Source organism: uncultured Limosilactobacillus sp. (genome assembly GCF_934202235.1).
In the GTDB taxonomy this organism is placed as follows: domain Bacteria; phylum Bacillota; class Bacilli; order Lactobacillales; family Lactobacillaceae; genus Limosilactobacillus.
The window spans coordinates 1-16,587 of record NZ_CAKPXS010000039.1 but is presented as its reverse complement, the minus strand read 5'-3'; the positions used below and the strand labels follow the sequence as shown (position 1 = coordinate 16,587).

Here is a 16,587-nt window from a genome sequence, read left to right as displayed (position 1 = left end):
CTTTTTGTATGCAAAAATCCCATTAATAGATTACCACTTGGATAATCCATCAACAGGATTTAGTGTAGAGCCCAAAATAATAGCGGGACCCCGTTGGAGAAGCAGGGTCCCGTTATTTTATTTAGCTAAGGCTTGTTTAATCATTTTAGCAGCTGCTTGACGTTGAACTTGCTGAGCGATGGCCTGCTTTTGTTGGGCCGTCGCTTGCGGAGATTGTGCTAGTTTGGCTTTCACAGCCAAGTCGAGCGCCTGTTTTTGTGCGGCCTGACTAGCCGGGTTAGCCGGTTGAAGGGCAGCTTTGAGCTTTTTCATTTGTTGCGGAGTAACTTTGACAAACTCTTGTGGATAGGTAATGGTCGTTTGCTTTTTAACCAGCGTCCCATTCATTCCGGACCACAAAAAGAGGGAACGATAGAAGCCGTTTTTGAACTGCCAAGTAGTCTTGGTCGTCGTCATCGTCAGCGAGGAAACATTAGCAAACTTCATCTGGCAGCTAATGTTTTCATCAGCTGGGGTGTGCTTAACTTTGCCGTTTGCACTGAGGCGGTACATCAAGACTTCCTCATTGCCGGCAGTTCCCAGTGGTTGGTAGAGGGCGATTGGCAACTTGGCAGATACCGGTTCGACGGTTTGCGTCGTTGTGGTCGTCACCTGCTTCATTCCCAGGTGGGAGTGGTAGTTTAAGACCATCATCGTTGTCGCACCAACCATGATGATGCCGCTGATGATCACGGCCGGTACTCGTTTGCCAGCCGTTGGGAGAAACATGGCCGAGGAAAAGAGGGCCAGGCAACCAAAAATCAGTAGGATAATAACCATTAGTGGGCACCTCCCTTTTCAGCGTTGTTGGTCGTGCTCAGAAACACCGTTAGTGCTAATCCCAAGACAGCAAAACCAACGGCAAACCAGAAGGCGGCGTGATAGCCGGATAAGGTGGCGTTAATCATTTGTGTCTTATACTTCAGCGGGTCGCGGGCCAACAGACTGTGTGCTGGCTGGTGGGCGTTGGTAACGTTAGTTAAGACGGAAACCATAATGGCGGTCCCAACGGAAGTTGCCACCTGACGAATGGTGTTGTTAACGCCAGTCCCGTGCGGAATCATCTTCAACGGCAGGGCGTTCATCCCGGAGGTGGTGACCGGCATCATGACCATTGAAATCCCAAACATCCGTACCGCGTAGAGAACAACAATGTAAATGGTGGGTGTTTCACGGTTCAAAAAGGCAAACGGAACCGTCCCGCAGGTCAGGATAAACATCCCCATCATTGCGAGGCGCCGAGCACCATGCCGGTCAAAGAGGCTCCCGGTGATTGGGCTCATGATCCCCATCATCAACGCCCCACAGAGGAGGGTCAGCCCGGAATGAAAGGCGGACATCCCGTGGACAATTTGCAGGTACAGGGGAACAACCATTTCCACGGAAACCATCGCCATCATGACGATCGAGCTGAGGACCGTTGAGAGAAGAAAGGCAGGCGTTTTAAAGACCCGGAAATCGAGGAACGGATTATCGAGGTGTCCTTGACGTGCTACCAGGATGGCAACAAAGATCGCCCCGATAACGATTCCACCGATGACAACCGGACTTCCCCAGCCGCTATTACCAACTTCGGAAAAACCGTAAAGCATACTACCAAAGCCAATGCTGGAAAAGACTAGTGACCACCAGTCCATCTCAGGTTTGGAGTTAGGCAATACGTCCCGCAAGAGGAAAAACGACATGATAATGACGACAGCCACAATCGGGACGATCATCCCGAAAAGGTCACGCCAACTGAAGTTATCAATTACCCACCCGGAGAGCGTTGGGCCGATCGCCGGGGCGAGCCCAATGACCAAACCGTTAATCCCCATGGCAGCACCACGTTCATTTGGCGGGTAGATCGTTAACATAATGTTTTGCATCAATGGCATCGTGATTCCCACTGCCGTAGCCTGAATTAGTCGCGCGGCGAGCAAGACACCAAAGCTCGGTGCCAGCCAAGCGGTAATCGTCCCCGCTTCAAAAATGCACATGGCAGTAAAGTAGAGCCATTTAGTCGAAAAACGCCGGTTCAGGAAGGCGCTTACCGGGATCATGACCCCGTTGACCATCAAGAAACCAGTGGTTAGCCACTGAACCGTGGACGTGCTGACGTCAAAGGCCTTCATCAGTGCGGGAAAGGCAGTCGCCAGAATCGTCTGGTTTAAGAAGGTACAAAACGATCCAATTAATAGGACCGCGACAACAATCGCCCGTTTGTATGGACGACCATGGATGTCAACAGTTTGTGTACTTGCCAAGATACAGCCTCTTTTCTTTTCAAAAAATGTAACGCCAACAAATATACAAATTCTTGACATCATTGTCAAGTTTTTTGACAATTAAAGATAGGTCTGTATACTAAAATGGTGAATTGAAGGACGAGTTTGAGAAACGAGGAAGGTTAATGGACAAGCAACAAGGCGTTTTATTTAAGAAAATGATTGAACAAAACCGTCTCCGAATCAGCTTAAAAGAACTATCGATTGCTTCGGGGGTCTCTGGCCGCCAACTACGCTACTGGGAGCAAAAGGGATACATTCAATCAGAGCAAAGTGAGGCTGGCAAGGCTCACAAGTACACCCTGCAGACGATGTATGCCGTGATCACCATCAAGAACTTCTTAGACCAGGGCTATACTTTGGCGAAGGCCGTGGAAATTGATAAACAACACCGTCAGGTTCGCCATACCGTTCGCCGCTTTATCCGTAATAACCTACTGAAGGTTCGCGAAAGCGCAGATTCACTACAGGTAAACATTGGACAGCTGGCAGACCACCCGGAATATGATGTTGAGGTGGTGGTGACCGCTCCCCAGGAGAAAGTGGAATTACGGTTAGTGGATCACCAAGAAAGAAAGTCGGGAAAAAACGACCAGGAAGACTAATTGTGTGATAGTCTGGAGATGAGGACTTTCTAAGGGGGACTTATCTTGAGTACAATTGAATACAGCAAACTGGACGCGGAAGCCCAACAAAAGGCACGGGAAAGTTTTGCCGATTATTATATTGGCGCCTTTTTAGCTGATGATCTGGAAATTATTAGCGGCAAATCACAAAGTGATACCGACATGATTACTATCAACCGACTACTGATTGAAAATAAGTACATGACTCATGACCAGGTGAGGGAGTTAAGCCTCAAGGATAACCAGGCTAATTATGACCGAATCTTATCGTCGCTGGACATGACTTACCATGAGGATGGTGAACCGAGTCAAAGCTGGCATGACTGGGTTGAAGATATCCGGCTGAAAGAGCCAGTCGAAGACTAAGTAGCTATTTAATTGAGGAGCATTGCGGGATTGTGATCCAGTAGTGCTCCTTTTTGCTTGCAGTCGTTTCTTGTGATAAAATTTAACATAGTTTTATGTCGAAGAATTAAATGTGTAATGCTGCCCGCCGGGACAGTTCACAACATTTGAATAAGCGCGTTAGCCATCATTCTCACGTGACGGTTTTTTAACGTGTACCAGAGAAAACTAAATAAAGGAAAGGTAACTATGCGTAAACTCAAGATTCATAACGATGAGGTGGCCTTTTTTGCTATGGGCGGCCTTGGTGAAATTGGGAAGAACATGTACTGTGTTCAATTCCAAGACGAAATTATCATTATTGACTGTGGGGTCCTCTTCCCGGAAGACGAATTGCTGGGGGTCGACTACGTCATTCAAAACTACGACTACCTGGTGGAAAACAAGGATAAGATCAAGGGGATTTTTATTACCCACGGCCATGAAGACCATATCGGTGGTTTGCCGTTCTTCCTCCAGAAGGTGAACGTGCCAATTTATGCCGGCCCGTTTGCAATGTCATTAATTCGGGGCAAGCTGGACGAAAAGCACCTGCTGAAGACGGCTGAATTGCACGAAATTAATGAATTCGATACGGTTCACTTTAAGAAGACCTGGGTCAGTTTCTTCCGGACGACACACTCTATCCCTGATACGCTCGGGGTCGCTGTGCACACGCCGCAGGGGACGATTATCCAAACTGGGGACTTTAAGTTTGACTTAACGCCAGTTGGTCAACTGCCGGCACCAAACTTCCAACAGATGGCTAAGCTGGGGGATGAAGGAGTTTTGTTACTGACCTCTGACAGTACAAACGCTGAGCGGCCACAGTTTACTAAGTCGGAACGCTGGGTCGACATTCACATTCGCCGGATTTTTGAACGAATTAAGGGGCGAATTATCTTTGCTTCCTTTGCTTCCAATGTTTACCGGCTACGGGAGGCTTGTGACGCTGCTATTAAGCAGGGCCGTAAGATTGCCGTTTTTGGACGGAGCATGGAAAATGCGATTGCGGCGGGGCAGGACCTCGGCTACTTAAATATTCCCGAGGATTACTTAATCGACCAGAATGATATTAACTCTTACCCACCGGAAAAAGTGATGATCATGTGTACCGGGTCCCAGGGTGAACCAATGGCGGCTTTGAGTCGAATTGCCAATGGTACCCACCGGCAGATTACGATTCAGCCGGGTGACACGGTTGTCTTCTCCAGCAACCCCATTCCGGGGAACACAACGAGTGTTAACGCCCTGATTAACAAGCTGGAGGAAAGCGGCGCGACGGTTATTCACGGTTACGTCAACAACATCCACACCTCGGGTCACGGTGGTCAAATTGACGAAGAATTGATGCTTCGCTTGATGAAGCCGAAGTTCTTTGCCCCGGTCCATGGTGAATTCCGGATGCAGAAGATTCACACGAAGCTGGCCCAGATGACTGGTGTTCCGAAAGACCACTGCTTCATCTTAGCTAATGGTGACGTGTTGGCGCTGACGAAGGATAGTGCGCGGATTGCCGACCACATTGAAACAGCCGGGGATGTTTACATCGACGGCCGTGATGTTGGTGATTCAGTGGGCAATCCTGAAATTCGCGAACGGCGCCTGCTGTCTGAAGAGGGGGTCGTTACTGCCGTGGCGGTTGTTGACCTCAAGGACTACCAGATTGTGGCGGGTCCGGACATTGTGTCACGGGGCTTTGTTTACATGCACGAGTCGCAAGAATTAATTAAGGCCGCTAATCACGAAGTCTTCTGGGCCATTCTCAATACTTTCAAGAACCATAAGCACGTCGACGTGCGGACGATTAACCGGACCATTGTCAGCCGTCTGCAGAAGCTGCTGTTTGAGCGGACAGGTCGTCGACCGGTGATCATTCCAATGGTGACGATCTTAAATGGTGATGCCAAGAACCGGCAGCCAAACGATCGCTACGTTGCCAAGCGCCACCATCAGCGCAACAACGCCCACCAGGGTCAGAGCGGCGAACACCGGTCTAATAATAACCACCGCCAACACCGTCGGCGTAACCACCATCACGAACAAAAACATCAACAAGCAGCAGTGACTGCTGAAAATAAATAGCAATTTCTGGAGAGGACGAACTGGCCGAAAGTGCCAATCGTCCTCCCTTTTTGCTTAATTTAAGTTTATACTGAGAAGAGATGATAAAGGAGGCGTTGTGATGGCGGACCACATAATTCACAACCTGGCCCTGAAAACAGTGACGACAACTGGTCATGCGCTGGGGACGAAGATCACCCTGACGGTCTTTGGGACAACGGATAAAACTTTGACCGACGGGGCGTTAGCACTCATTAAACGCTATGAAGACCTGTTAACTGTTAACCGGGAGTCATCACTACTGATGACGGTGAACCACCAGGCGGGCCGTCAACCCGTGCAGGTTACGCCAATGGTTTTTGAGCTAGTTAAACTGGCGGTGGCGGCGAGTCAGCAGCAATTTGGCTTCAACGCGCTGATTGGTCCGTTAGTCAAGCTCTGGAAAATTGGCTTTAAGGGTGCCAGAGTTCCCACTGGCGAAGAGATTCATCACCGACTAAAGTTGATTGATCCCGACCAAGTTGAGCTCGATGATCGACAGCAGACCGTTTTCCTGAAGCGGCCGGGGATGGAAATTGATCTGGGCGGTATTGCCAAGGGCTATATTGCCGACCGGGTTCGGGACTACTGGCGCTCTTTTGGCATCGTCAACGGGATGATCAATTTAGGTGGTAACTTGTTGTTTGTCGGCCCATCACCGCGACGAGCTGATGGGCGGTGGGTCATTGGCATTCAGGATCCGCGCAAAGAGCGGGGAGCAGATTGCCAACAGGTATTGATGCCCGAATGCTCGGCGGTGACGTCGGGAACCTATGAACGCCAGTTGGTCAAAAATGGTCACCATTACCACCACCTGTTGGATCCGCAAACGGGGCGGCCACGGCAGACTAACGTGGCTTCAGTCACTATCTTTAGTCGAAGATCAGTGACCGGCGAGGTGGAAGCCAAGCGGCTCTTTTTTGCAGGACAACCGCTTCCTGGCTGGGGTGTTGGGCGCCCAGATTTGTACGGCGCCCTGTTTATCTATAATGACGGTAGAACAGAATTTGTAGACCGGCGGCCGTAATAAGCGTCAGTCAAAGAGGTAATTAGAGGGGGAAGACAATGTCAGGCAGAGACTACCTACATATTTGGTATCAGGCGCAACTGTGTGTGGCAACACTATTTGCGCTCGTCATTTTCTTACGGGAGGCCATGTTGCAACGACCGATTATGTGGTTGCTGGCCTTTTTGCTAGTGATTAGTGTCATTGGGGTGGTGACTGATTTTTATCCGCAAAGGCGCCGACCACAGTGGTTAGATTTTGGCAACCGCTGGCTCCAGGCCATCTTTCAGCCATTGTTGTTGGTGGTGGTCTGGGGAGTAGTGACTCGGCAGATTATTGTCCTGCTGTACTTGCCGGCACGGGGAATTCTAACGTTGACCCTGCTATACTACATGGTCATGTTTGCTCCCTTTGCCAGTGTGATTGGGTCAGCCGTTGAGTGGACAGTGTCACGGGTTGTTTGTCTTTTGTACTGGTCAGTTGCCGTTACCCAGACGATCCCGCTCGTTTATCCAGAAAGCTTAACGGGGTCACGTTTCCTGATGCAGGGACTCCACGCTGGTCTTTTCGGCAGCGTTTCGTTTTTTGTCCTGGTGACCACTTTGATGCGTGGCTGGCACCTGTCCTGGCCAGGATTGAAGCCTCGCTGGCATTCTGACATCAGTGTGTGGGTCATCCTCTTTTTAATTGGCTTCGACCTCGCCTTTACCTTTTGGAATGCGTTCAACAGTCCAAGCAAGTGGTGGGGACTCTTAACCCAGTACAGCTTTAGTGGGTTCCGCGTTGATCGATTATTGACCATGCAGGCGGCAGCAGCTGGCATTGGCGAGGAAACACTATTCCGCTTTGGGATCTTAGGGGTTCTATTAGCCGGGTTGCGGCATAACGCTCACCGGGTACCAGCAGCGATTCTTATTTCTGCGACCCTCTTTGGACTGATTCATTTCAGCAACGTTCCAGCCCAGCAATGGGACGTGACAACTATCCAGGCCCTGGGGGCTTTTGGAACGGGACTCTTCTTCAGCTGTGTGTACCTCTATACTGGCCAGCTGTGGTTGACAATGCTGATGCACTTTTTGGTTGACTGGACTGCCTTTATGATCATTGGCGTTCCGCTGATGGTTGGTCATGCGACCAGCTTAGACTGGGTTGCGGTGATCTTCCAGCTAATTCTTGATGTGGCCATCTTTATTTGGATGCTCTTTGGTGACCGGCGCCATGCAATGGAGCGTCATGCTAATCGCTTTACTGGACGGCGGCAGCGCTTCGACTATGTTTTGCCACAGTACGAATTTCACTAATCGTGAGTTTGTATCAGCAGAAAATAAGTTTAGGACGACCTGAAAAAATCATTTACATTGGTGAAATATGTAGTAAGATGGTCATAGATTAAGTGACGTTTTCACACAATCTATCATTTCACCAGAGAGGGGTTTCACTATGTTTGAGATTAAACCGAAACGTTTCCACAAGATTTTGGTGGGGGTCGACGACGCTCCGGATGCCCGGGCAGCTTTTTGTTACGCTGTTGATAAGGCCAAGCGCGATGGCTCCGAACTAGGGATCGTTTCTGTTTACGAAACCAATAAGACTAACGTGTATCAGATCCTTGATAAGGATTACGTTCACAGCACCCGTGAAGAGCTGCAGAAACGGATTAACGAATACGTTCAGGCAGCGATTGATTACGGTGTTGAAGCCAGCAAGATCACGGCACTGGTTGACCAGGGTGAACGGCCAGCTGAACGGATTTGCAACCACGTTATCCCTGAATTTCAGCCAGACCTATTGATCATCGGCTCAATTGGCAAGTGGGGCAACCGCAAGACGGTTGGTTCCCAGGCCAGTTACATGACGAAGCACGCCGGAACATCAGTCTTCGTTATTCGGAGTAACGAAATGGTTGATGAAGACCAAGAAAACTAGCGAGTAGGAATTTGTTAACCAATGAAAAGCGGCCCGCCAAGATGGCGGAGCCGCTTTTCGTGCATTTATGATAATTTTTAATCATTATATGGTGGAGTTATATTGAAATAAAAACAATCGTGTGACTTCTTAATTCTATGTTATAATGAATCTAATTTAATTTTAGAAAGGGAAATAACGAATGACAAAGCGTAAGATGTCCTTGGCCCAGAAGATTAACGTTCTACGGGCAGGGGTAATGGGTGCCAATGACGGGATCCTCTCTGTTGCCGGCATTGTTGTCGGCGTGGCCGCTGCGACCAGCAACAGCTTTTCAATTTTGATTTCTGGCCTTTCAGGGTCGCTGGCCGGGACAATTTCAATGTGTATGGGGGAGTATGTTTCGGTTAGTACCCAGAAGGACTCCGAAAAAATGGCCATTATCGCCGAAAAGCAGCACCTTGAGGATGACCTGGATGGCGTTCGCCAGGACATGGTGAACCGTTACCTTGCTCAGGAAATTGACCCGCAATTGGCAAACAAGGCGGCAGATGAACTTTTAGGTGATGACGCCTTAGATAATGTCGTTCAGGAAAAGTATGGCTTCAATCCAAAGGAATTTACGAGCCCGTACGAAGCGGCAATTGCGTCCTTTATTGCTTTCCCGACCGGCTCCATTCTACCCATGCTGGCAGTCACATTGTCGCCAGTGAAAATGCGGATTATGGCAACCATTATTGCGGTGCTGATTGCCCTGGCGATTACCGGCTATGTCGCTGCTGTTCTAGGCGACTCCAACCGGGGCAAGTCGGCGCTTCGTAATGTCGTCTCGGGAATGCTCACGATGGGGGTTACTTTCCTCATCGGGCAACTCTTTGCTAGGTAGGAGGCGTTAGGATGGTAAAAAAGAAGCGCCAAAAGCAAACGATGAATGAAAAGCTCAACGCCCTCCGTGCTGGTGTGTTAGGTTCTAACGACGGGGTGTTGACGGTTGTCGGCGTCCTCGTTTCGGTGGCAGCAGCGACGACTGATAATTTTACGATTTTCATTGCCGGCTTATCTGACTTGCTGGCCTGTGCCTTTTCGATGGCATCGGGCGAGTACGCCTCGGTCAGCACCCAGAAGGATACGGAGAAAGCAGCAGTTGAGCGTGAAGAAAAGCTGTTGCAGACCGACCGGGAGGCCGAAGTGGCCGTGGTAGCAGACTACTATGCCCAAAAAGGAATTACTGACCAGACGGCCCGGGAGATTGCGATTGACTTGCTGAATAAGAAACCGTTGGAGACGGTGGTACGGGTGAAGTACGGTATTCAGTTAGGACACTATATGAATCCCTGGGAAGCTGCCTTTGCCTCACTTTTCTCAGCAGCTGCTGGGGGGATCTTTCCACTGTTTGCGATGACCTTCAGTCCCGTCGATTTTAAGTGGTACGCAACGATTCTGGCGGTTGTTTTGGCTAGTGCTTTGACCGGCTTTATCAGTTCTAAGTTGGGAAACGGGCTAGTGAAAGTCGCTGTGATCAGAAACATTGTCATTGGTCTCATTACCATTTGCATTCACTACGGTGTGGGGAAATTATTCTAAAACGATTAATGGAGTTACTAAAAGAGGGTCCGCAGTGCGGACCCCTTTTTTACATACCGTGTTGTTCATCTTCGTGCGTATCAAACATTTTCTCGCCGTCATCACGGTGGCACTCAGCTTGAATGGTGACGTGACAAATACCATACTTGTTCAACATTAACTGATCGATTTGGTCATACAGCTTATCAATTTCACTCAGTTTCGCGTCTGCACAAACGATGTGTAAGGAAAACATCACGCGGTGCTCGTCGACTGACCAGGCATGGATATGGTGGATCGACTTAATGCCATCAATCTTGAGCAAGTCGGCTTTAATGGCATCGTAATCGAGGACGGGAGCTGACTCCATCAGGATGTTGACGGTTTGCTTAACAATAGGCCATGCCTCGTAGGCAATGTAGATGGCAACGGCGACGGTCAAAACTGGGTCGAGCCAGCTAATCGGATAAAAGATCAGGATGACCCCGGCGATGATGACGGCCACTGAGGCCAGGGCATCACTGAGGACGTGAAGGTAAGTCGCCTTGATGTTTAAACTTTCGTGACTACCAGCGTGAAGCAGGTAGGCAGATATGAAGTTAGCGGCTAGTCCCACAACGGCGACAATGGTCATTAACTGACCATTAACTGGTTGGAGATGCCGGAGCCGCCGAATAGCTTCGAGCGTTAAGAAGACGGCAATCACTAATAAAAAGGCGGCATTGACTAGGGCTGACAGGATTTCCGCGCGCCGGTAGCCAAATGTTTGGCGGTTAGTTTCGGGCTTTTTGGAAATGACCTGCGCGACGTAACTTAAGACGATTGATACCGAGTCACCCAGGTTGTGAAAGGCATCTGATAGCAGTGCCAAACTACCGGCAGCCAGTCCACCCAGCAGTTCAACGATGGTGATTCCCGCATTGAGTAGGGTCACCGCCAAAAAGCGCTTACCGGTCACATTGTTCTCATGCATTGTTCTCCTCCCAATTTGATAACTTTTTTCTTAGGTTATCCTAACTTGTTTTGCTCTCTTATGATATAATATCATCATGTAAAAGTTAACAAAAGAATTCCTTGGTGTTTAAGGGGGACTGGTCGATATAATGACACCGATGAAAGAAGACTATTTAAAGATCATCTTTGAACTCGGTGGCAACCGTAAAAAGGTTACCAATAAGGATATTTCACTGGGGTTAGGCATTGCAGCCGGCTCCGTCACTGAAATGATTAGTAAGATGGCAAGTGAGGGTTTGGTGAATCACGAACCCTACGCAGGAATTTCATTGACGCCGAAGGGACTCAAATATGCGGCAGAATTAGTGCGGAAGCACCGCCTGTGGGAAACGTTTTTGGTGGATAAGTTACAGTACAACCTGGCGGATGTCCATCCCGAGGCCGAGGTGTTGGAACATAATACCAGTGACCGCCTAGCAACGGCTCTGGATAGTTTTCTCGGTCACCCCCGTTACTGCCCACATGGCGGGGTGATTCCGTCGGCAAGCGGTGAGTTTGCCGATGCCAGCCACCGGGTTCTCGCGGATGGTAAAGATGGCGAACATGTTGAACTGTTACGCTTTTTGGATAACCACGACTTGCTGACGTATCTCAACGAGTGTGGGTTGACACCCCACCAGGGAGTGACGGTAGTTAAGCACGAGCCGTTTGACGGTCCGGTGGTCATAAAACCTGATGGTCGGGATGAGGCCATTAGCGTTTCTTATAAGGCGGCTCATAACGTCTTTATCAATGAAGTTGGCCAATCGGCGGATTAATGCTAGGCTTGTTGGCAGCCTTATGGTAGAATGATAGCTGTAGTTTTGAAAGGGTAATTTTGGTTCGATCGTTTCAACCCTTGGAATATCTCCAATCTGCACCTCAATAAGAATTACAAAAGTATCATGCGCAAGGCGCAGTAGGAGGATTTACAAATGGAACAAGGTACTGTTAAATGGTTTAACGATGACAAGGGCTACGGCTTTATCACTCGTGAAAATGGTTCAGACGTGTTCGTTCACTTCTCAGCTATTCAAGGTGACGGGTTCAAGACCCTGAAGGAAGGCCAACACGTTACTTTCGACGTTGAAGAAAGCGACCGTGGCCCACAAGCTACCAACGTTGTTAAAGACGACGCTGAATAATCGTTAAAAATTAAATGCTGGAGCGTCTGGGAAACTGGGCGCTCTTTTTTGGAGGCAAAAATGGCCAAGTCGGTGGATACACAGCTTGCAATCAGAACAGCCCTCCTGGCAGGCGAGCTCTTAATTGAAAATGGGTCCAACATGGACCGGGTCAACGATACAATGGACAGGATTGCGGCCACTGCTGGGTTAACGTCCTTTCAGGGCTTTACGACCCTGACAGGGGTGGTGGCTTCAGCAGAGGGCTTGCCAAATGCCCAGGTGGTATCTATTCACAACCGGGCGAATGACTTAAACAAAATTGCGTTAGTTAACGGCCTTTCCCGGAAGTTCAGTGGCGGACACCTGACCCTCAAGCAACTTTACCACCGTTTACGGGCGGTTCAAAAACTTACCGATATGACATCGGTGGGCTGGCAGCTCTTAGCGGCGGCAGTCTTGAGTGCTGTCCTGATGATTGTCTTTACCGGCGACTACCTTGACGCTCCGGTTGACTTTGTGATTGGTGGGGTAAGCTATGGCGTTTTTCTTCTGTTGAACCATGTGTTCCGGATTAAATACCTGGGAGAGTTTGCCGCGTCACTTGTGATTGGGCTACTAGCTTTCCTGGCTGTCACCCTACACTGGGCCAGTAACATCGACACCCTGATTGTCGGTGGGGTCATGCCGCTGGTTCCCGGAATTCCGTTGACCAACGCCATGCGCGACCTCGTTTCTGGTAACCTGATTAGCGGGCCAACGCGGGCCATTGAGGCGGTATTAACTGCGGCGGCAATTGGCTGCGCGATCGTGATTGTGCTACGTTACGTTTAGGAGGTGCAAGATGCTCGGAAAAGCAGTTCTGCAGGCATTGTTTGCTTATGTGGCGACGGTCTGTTTTGGGGTCTTGCTCAACATCCCAGCGCGCGCTTACCACATTGCAGGGATGATTGGCGGTTTGTCCTGGTTAGTTTATTGGGAGACCTACTACCACCTTCACTGGGGATTAGCGGTTAGCAACATGATCGCGGCTATCCTGATCGGGATTTTCAGTATGGCGGCAGCACGACACCAGAAAATGCCGACGATTATCTATACTGTTCCTTCACTAGTGACCTTTGTTCCCGGCGGCCAGGCGTATAAGATGGTGCGTAACTTTGTTGTTGGGAATAATGACCAGTCACTGATCTTTTTGTACCAGGTGATGGTTATTGCCGGGGCAATTACGCTGGGATTAGGGATTGGCGAAATGATTAACCGCCTCTTGTACGGCCCCAGAAAACTGCCGAGACGCCGTGGTTAAGTGTGGTATACTAGCTTGGTACTTTGACGAAATATAGGAGAATTCATTATGCTCATTCAACCAGAAAATGACCGCTGGAAACGGTTTGCCATTAGTGGCATTTTATTTATCCTTCTTGCTGCCATGCTTAAGGGACAGTCAATGATTCTGCAGTTGGTTGATTCGGTTTTTCAATCGTTATTCACCAACCCCAACGGGAATAACCACTTTGTTCATTTTTTAATGTCGTTAATTTCGTTTTTGGGTAGCCCCAAGATGGACCTGCTCTGGATGCTGATTATTGCCTTTTTGCTCTGGGGCTTCAAGCTCAAGATTCCGGCACTCTGGACGATCTGCACGGTAGTTGGTGGTGACACTTTAGGGTGGATTGTTAAGCACATCGTTAAGCGGGCCCGGCCGGTTCAGCACATGGCCAAGGATGACGGCTACAGCTTTCCGAGCGGCCACGTCCTCGGCTTTTTCCTGGTAGCGGGGGTCCTGATGCTTATTGTGGTGCCGCTGATTCGTCGTCAGTCCACACGGGTGATCTGCCAGATCTTGTTAGTCTTGGCAGTGTTACTGCTGGCCATTTCCCGGGTTTACCTGTGGGCCCACTACCCAGTTGACACGATTGGGGCGATGCTACTGGGCTACACTTGGTTGCAGGTTGCCGAATGGCTGTACGTGGTGATTGCACCGTGGCTCAAGCAACACTTCCGGCTAGTTCATAATTCATTATATTAAGCAAGATGCCGTAACGTTCGCTTTAGCGGAGGTTACGGCTTTTTTGGAGGCGACAAGATTGACCAAGTTAAGTGACCAGCTGGTGACCATCCGCCCAGTGAAGGCGGGTGACCAAGCAGCACTGGCAGCTTTATTAAGTGACCGCCAAACGGTTGAAGCTAGCGGCCTGCAGCTGCCGGATCCGGATGATGTGGCTAGCTGGCAGTGGGCGTTAAATATCCTGGTAACCAAGGATCGGGGACTCTGGTTGGTAATAGAACGGGCAAGCAACAGCCTAGCGGGTGTCATGTCACTGGTGCCATCAACGACGGGGTTTGACCTCGGCTACCTATTGGGGCCCACCTTTCGTGGCCGCGGCTTAATGACTTCTGCAGTGAAACTCCTGTTAACCGACCTGCGCCGCCAAAAACAGCCAGTCATGGTGACCGCCTCGACCAGTATCAGTAATGTGGCCTCCCAACGGGTACTCCAACGGGCGGGCTTTCAACGTCTGACGCCAGGGGAAGACCGCGGGGTCCTTCAATGGTGCTGGACGACGCAAAGCAAAAAAATTCAGCGAAAATGAAAGCCGTTATAACGGGCCTGAGAGCACCTAGCACTTAGTCAGTCGGGCAGATCACTGTTTATTCATCTTCAGAATTGAGTATAATAAAGCGTCTACTTAATCAGCTGACCGGTCAGACCGTTGACCGGCGATGAAACGGAGGGATTTAGATGACTGAACACAAACAAGCAGCGGCCGCGTCCCAAGGTGAGGGGCATATTAAGCGTTCGCTACAAACTCGACACTTGACTATGATTGCCCTCGGTGGTTCGATCGGAACCGGGCTATTTATCGCCAGTGGGTCGGCAATCTCCACTGCCGGTCCTGGCGGTTCGTTAGTGGCCTACTTTATCATGGGGATCATGGTTTATTTCCTAATGACTAGTTTGGGGGAAATGGCCACTTATATCCCGGTGACTGGGTCGTTTGCTGCCTACTCAACGAAGTTTGTTGACCCGGCGCTCGGCTTTGCGATGGGGTGGAACTACTGGTTTAACTGGGCAATTACTATTACGGTGGATACGACGACAGCCGGAATAGTGATGAACTTCTGGTTGCCCAAAGTACCAAGCTGGATCTTTAGTGCCGTGGTGATGGTCTTAATCTTCTTGATCAACTACCTGTCGGTTCGTTCTTATGGTGAGACGGAGTACTGGCTGGCCCTGGTAAAGGTGATTACCGTTGGTGTTTTTGTTATCGTTGGCCTGCTGATGATCGTTGGGATCATTGGTGGCCAGGGCCCGATCGGCTTCCGTTACTTCCACTACAAGGATGCACCATTTGTCGGTGGGATCCAGGGGATCGTCAGTGTTTTCCTGGTTGCCGGTTTTAGTTTCCAGGGAACCGAGTTGATAGGGATTACTGCCGGTGAATCAGCAACACCGGAGATTAGTGTCCCGAAGGCTATTAAGTCAACTTTCTGGCGAATTTTGCTATTCTATTTACTGTCAATTTTTGTGATTGCCTGCATCTTGCCATACACGGATCCGAACTTGTTGAGTCAGGATGTTCGTCACGTGACCATGAGTCCGTTTACGATTGTCTTTCACCGGGCCGGGTTAGCAGCGGCGGCGAGCGTGATGAACGCGGTTATTCTGACTGCTGTCCTGTCTGCTGCCAACTCGGGAATGTATGCTTCTACCCGGATGCTTTTTTCCCAGGCGCAGGAAGGATACGCACCATCGTTCTTTGCTCACGTTAACAAACGGGGAATTCCTATTAATGCCTTGTTGGGGACGACAGTCATCGCCCTGCTGGCTTTCTTAACCCAGTTTGTTGGTAAGGACGCTTACAACTACCTGATCGGTGCTTCTGGGTTGTGTGGTTTTATTGCCTGGTTAGGAATTGCCATTTCTCACTGGCGCTTTCGGCGGGCGTTTATTGCCCAGGGGCATAGTGTGAAGGAACTGAAATACCGGGCGCTCATGTTCCCGTTTGGCCCACTTTTCTCCTTCGTTCTTTGTGTGATTGTGATGGGTGGTCAAAACATTGACGCCTTCATCCATATGGACTGGTCCAACATTGCGATTACCTACATGGCGGTACCGCTGTTTTTGATCTTGTTTATCTACTACAAGGTGCGGTACCACACTCACATGGTTCCACTGGAAAAGGTCGACTTATCACGGCGGACCAAAGCGGAATCTTTTGAACCAGAAGAAATTGACAATTAGCCGAGTCAATGCTATTTTAATATTACTGTTTAATTAAATAACTACCGGGACAGGACAACTGTCCCGTTAATGCGGATATGGCGGAATTGGCAGACGCGCAAGATTTAGGTTCTTGTGTCTTGATGACGTGGAGGTTCGAATCCTCTTATCCGCATTGCTAGCCGAAGAGCTAGTCAGTGCGCTGTCGTGAAAAATGACAACTTTTCGTTGACTTTTTCTGGACAGTCGTGTATTATTTAAAACTGTTGAAAGCAGTAAATGCGGAAGTAGTTCAGTGGTAGAACATCACCTTGCCATGGTGGGGGTCGCGGGTTCGAATCCCGTCTTCCGCTTT

18 protein-coding genes and 2 tRNA genes are annotated in these 16,587 nt (G+C 49.6%); 17 read left to right on the top strand and 3 right to left on the bottom strand.

All coding sequences use genetic code 11. The features are described 5' to 3' along the window. Nucleotides 1–117 precede the first annotated feature (117 nt). Both Q0E49_RS06345 and Q0E49_RS06340 read right to left on the bottom strand, forming a co-directional pair. On the bottom strand, nt 118–819 hold the full coding sequence (locus Q0E49_RS06345; RefSeq protein WP_295747177.1) for a DUF4811 domain-containing protein: 702 nt from the start codon (nt 817–819) through the stop codon (nt 118–120). Continuing rightward, nucleotides 819–2,285: an MDR family MFS transporter gene (locus Q0E49_RS06340; RefSeq protein WP_295747175.1), complete on the bottom strand. Its 1,467-nt coding sequence runs from the start codon at nt 2,283–2,285 to the stop codon at nt 819–821. Before Q0E49_RS06340 ends, Q0E49_RS06345 begins: the two co-directional genes overlap by 1 nt. Before the next feature lie 146 nt (nt 2,286–2,431). On the opposite strand from Q0E49_RS06340, the gene Q0E49_RS06335 reads away from it, so the two are divergent. The 8 genes from Q0E49_RS06335 (at nt 2,432) to Q0E49_RS06300 (ending at nt 9,914) form a co-directional block, all read left to right on the top strand. After that, nucleotides 2,432–2,911 carry a MerR family transcriptional regulator gene (locus tag Q0E49_RS06335; RefSeq protein ID WP_295747173.1) on the top strand — a complete coding sequence of 160 codons (480 nt, stop codon included), beginning with the start codon at nt 2,432–2,434 and terminating at the stop codon, nt 2,909–2,911. A 45-nt stretch (nt 2,912–2,956) separates the two neighbouring features. Then, entirely contained in the window at nt 2,957–3,298 is a 342-nt protein-coding gene (locus tag Q0E49_RS06330) for a hypothetical protein (RefSeq protein ID WP_295747171.1), read from the top strand. Nucleotides 3,299–3,526: 228 nt separating this feature from the next. Continuing rightward, nucleotides 3,527–5,401, top strand: a complete 1,875-nt coding sequence (locus Q0E49_RS06325) for a ribonuclease J (protein ID WP_295747169.1) — start codon at nt 3,527–3,529, stop codon at nt 5,399–5,401. A gap of 112 nt (nt 5,402–5,513) precedes the next feature. Beyond that, on the top strand, nt 5,514–6,446 hold the full coding sequence (locus Q0E49_RS06320) for an FAD:protein FMN transferase (protein ID WP_295747179.1): 933 nt from the start codon (nt 5,514–5,516) through the stop codon (nt 6,444–6,446). 38 nt (nt 6,447–6,484) lie between these two features. After that, the gene (locus Q0E49_RS06315) at nt 6,485–7,726 is read left to right on the top strand and encodes a CPBP family intramembrane glutamic endopeptidase (RefSeq protein WP_295747167.1); all 1,242 of its coding nucleotides are present in this window, start codon (nt 6,485–6,487) and stop codon (nt 7,724–7,726) included. A 139-nt stretch (nt 7,727–7,865) separates the two neighbouring features. Continuing rightward, nucleotides 7,866–8,351 carry a universal stress protein gene (locus tag Q0E49_RS06310; protein ID WP_295747165.1) on the top strand — a complete coding sequence of 162 codons (486 nt, stop codon included), beginning with the start codon at nt 7,866–7,868 and terminating at the stop codon, nt 8,349–8,351. A gap of 181 nt (nt 8,352–8,532) precedes the next feature. Beyond that, a complete protein-coding gene (locus Q0E49_RS06305) occupies nt 8,533–9,216 on the top strand; it encodes a VIT family protein (protein ID WP_295747163.1) in 684 nt (227 codons plus the stop codon). Between the two features lie 11 nt (nt 9,217–9,227). Beyond that, nucleotides 9,228–9,914: a VIT family protein gene (locus Q0E49_RS06300; protein ID WP_295747161.1), complete on the top strand. Its 687-nt coding sequence runs from the start codon at nt 9,228–9,230 to the stop codon at nt 9,912–9,914. Nucleotides 9,915–9,963: 49 nt separating this feature from the next. On the opposite strand, the gene Q0E49_RS06295 is transcribed toward Q0E49_RS06300, so the two are convergent. Further along, the gene (locus Q0E49_RS06295; RefSeq protein ID WP_295747159.1) at nt 9,964–10,866 is read right to left on the bottom strand and encodes a cation diffusion facilitator family transporter; all 903 of its coding nucleotides are present in this window, start codon (nt 10,864–10,866) and stop codon (nt 9,964–9,966) included. Nucleotides 10,867–10,996: 130 nt separating this feature from the next. Here Q0E49_RS06295 and Q0E49_RS06290 point away from each other — a divergent pair, with 130 nt between their 5' ends. The 9 genes from Q0E49_RS06290 (at nt 10,997) to Q0E49_RS06250 (ending at nt 16,585) form a co-directional block, all read left to right on the top strand. Then, the gene (locus tag Q0E49_RS06290) at nt 10,997–11,665 is read left to right on the top strand and encodes a metal-dependent transcriptional regulator (protein ID WP_295747157.1); all 669 of its coding nucleotides are present in this window, start codon (nt 10,997–10,999) and stop codon (nt 11,663–11,665) included. Nucleotides 11,666–11,821: 156 nt separating this feature from the next. Continuing rightward, nucleotides 11,822–12,031, top strand: a complete 210-nt coding sequence (locus Q0E49_RS06285) for a cold-shock protein (protein ID WP_295747155.1) — start codon at nt 11,822–11,824, stop codon at nt 12,029–12,031. Nucleotides 12,032–12,091: 60 nt separating this feature from the next. Continuing rightward, the gene (locus Q0E49_RS06280; RefSeq protein ID WP_295747153.1) at nt 12,092–12,844 is read left to right on the top strand and encodes a threonine/serine exporter family protein; all 753 of its coding nucleotides are present in this window, start codon (nt 12,092–12,094) and stop codon (nt 12,842–12,844) included. A gap of 10 nt (nt 12,845–12,854) precedes the next feature. Then, nucleotides 12,855–13,313 carry a threonine/serine exporter family protein gene (locus Q0E49_RS06275; RefSeq protein WP_295747151.1) on the top strand — a complete coding sequence of 153 codons (459 nt, stop codon included), beginning with the start codon at nt 12,855–12,857 and terminating at the stop codon, nt 13,311–13,313. A 48-nt stretch (nt 13,314–13,361) separates the two neighbouring features. Then, nucleotides 13,362–14,036 carry a phosphatase PAP2 family protein gene (locus Q0E49_RS06270; protein WP_295747149.1) on the top strand — a complete coding sequence of 225 codons (675 nt, stop codon included), beginning with the start codon at nt 13,362–13,364 and terminating at the stop codon, nt 14,034–14,036. Between the two features lie 58 nt (nt 14,037–14,094). Then, the gene (locus tag Q0E49_RS06265) at nt 14,095–14,601 is read left to right on the top strand and encodes a GNAT family N-acetyltransferase (protein WP_295747147.1); all 507 of its coding nucleotides are present in this window, start codon (nt 14,095–14,097) and stop codon (nt 14,599–14,601) included. Between the two features lie 149 nt (nt 14,602–14,750). After that, nucleotides 14,751–16,253 carry an amino acid permease gene (locus Q0E49_RS06260; protein ID WP_295747145.1) on the top strand — a complete coding sequence of 501 codons (1,503 nt, stop codon included), beginning with the start codon at nt 14,751–14,753 and terminating at the stop codon, nt 16,251–16,253. Nucleotides 16,254–16,324: 71 nt separating this feature from the next. Further along, nucleotides 16,325–16,407 (top strand) — tRNA-Leu (locus Q0E49_RS06255). 106 nt (nt 16,408–16,513) lie between these two features. Further along, nucleotides 16,514–16,585: transfer RNA gene (locus tag Q0E49_RS06250), tRNA-Gly, on the top strand. The last annotated feature ends 2 nt before the right edge of the window (nt 16,586–16,587 follow it).

Excerpts from the sequence above, each read along its gene's own strand:
- Q0E49_RS06325 (WP_295747169.1), top strand. The coding sequence starts at position 3,527 with ATGCGTAAACTCAAGATTCATAACGATGAGGTGGCCTTTTTTGCTATG.
- Q0E49_RS06335 (WP_295747173.1), top strand. The coding sequence starts at position 2,432 with ATGGACAAGCAACAAGGCGTTTTATTTAAGAAAATGATTGAACAAAAC.
- Q0E49_RS06280 (WP_295747153.1), top strand. The coding sequence starts at position 12,092 with ATGGCCAAGTCGGTGGATACACAGCTTGCAATCAGAACAGCCCTCCTG.
- Q0E49_RS06285 (WP_295747155.1), top strand. The coding sequence starts at position 11,822 with ATGGAACAAGGTACTGTTAAATGGTTTAACGATGACAAGGGCTACGGC.
- Q0E49_RS06270 (WP_295747149.1), top strand. The coding sequence starts at position 13,362 with ATGCTCATTCAACCAGAAAATGACCGCTGGAAACGGTTTGCCATTAGT.
- Q0E49_RS06275 (WP_295747151.1), top strand. The coding sequence starts at position 12,855 with ATGCTCGGAAAAGCAGTTCTGCAGGCATTGTTTGCTTATGTGGCGACG.
- Q0E49_RS06345 (WP_295747177.1), bottom strand. The coding sequence starts at position 819 with ATGGTTATTATCCTACTGATTTTTGGTTGCCTGGCCCTCTTTTCCTCG.
- Q0E49_RS06310 (WP_295747165.1), top strand. The coding sequence starts at position 7,866 with ATGTTTGAGATTAAACCGAAACGTTTCCACAAGATTTTGGTGGGGGTC.
- Q0E49_RS06290 (WP_295747157.1), top strand. The coding sequence starts at position 10,997 with ATGACACCGATGAAAGAAGACTATTTAAAGATCATCTTTGAACTCGGT.
- Q0E49_RS06295 (WP_295747159.1), bottom strand. The coding sequence starts at position 10,866 with ATGCATGAGAACAATGTGACCGGTAAGCGCTTTTTGGCGGTGACCCTA.
- Q0E49_RS06260 (WP_295747145.1), top strand. The coding sequence starts at position 14,751 with ATGACTGAACACAAACAAGCAGCGGCCGCGTCCCAAGGTGAGGGGCAT.
- Q0E49_RS06305 (WP_295747163.1), top strand. The coding sequence starts at position 8,533 with ATGACAAAGCGTAAGATGTCCTTGGCCCAGAAGATTAACGTTCTACGG.
- Q0E49_RS06300 (WP_295747161.1), top strand. The coding sequence starts at position 9,228 with ATGGTAAAAAAGAAGCGCCAAAAGCAAACGATGAATGAAAAGCTCAAC.
- Q0E49_RS06315 (WP_295747167.1), top strand. The coding sequence starts at position 6,485 with ATGTCAGGCAGAGACTACCTACATATTTGGTATCAGGCGCAACTGTGT.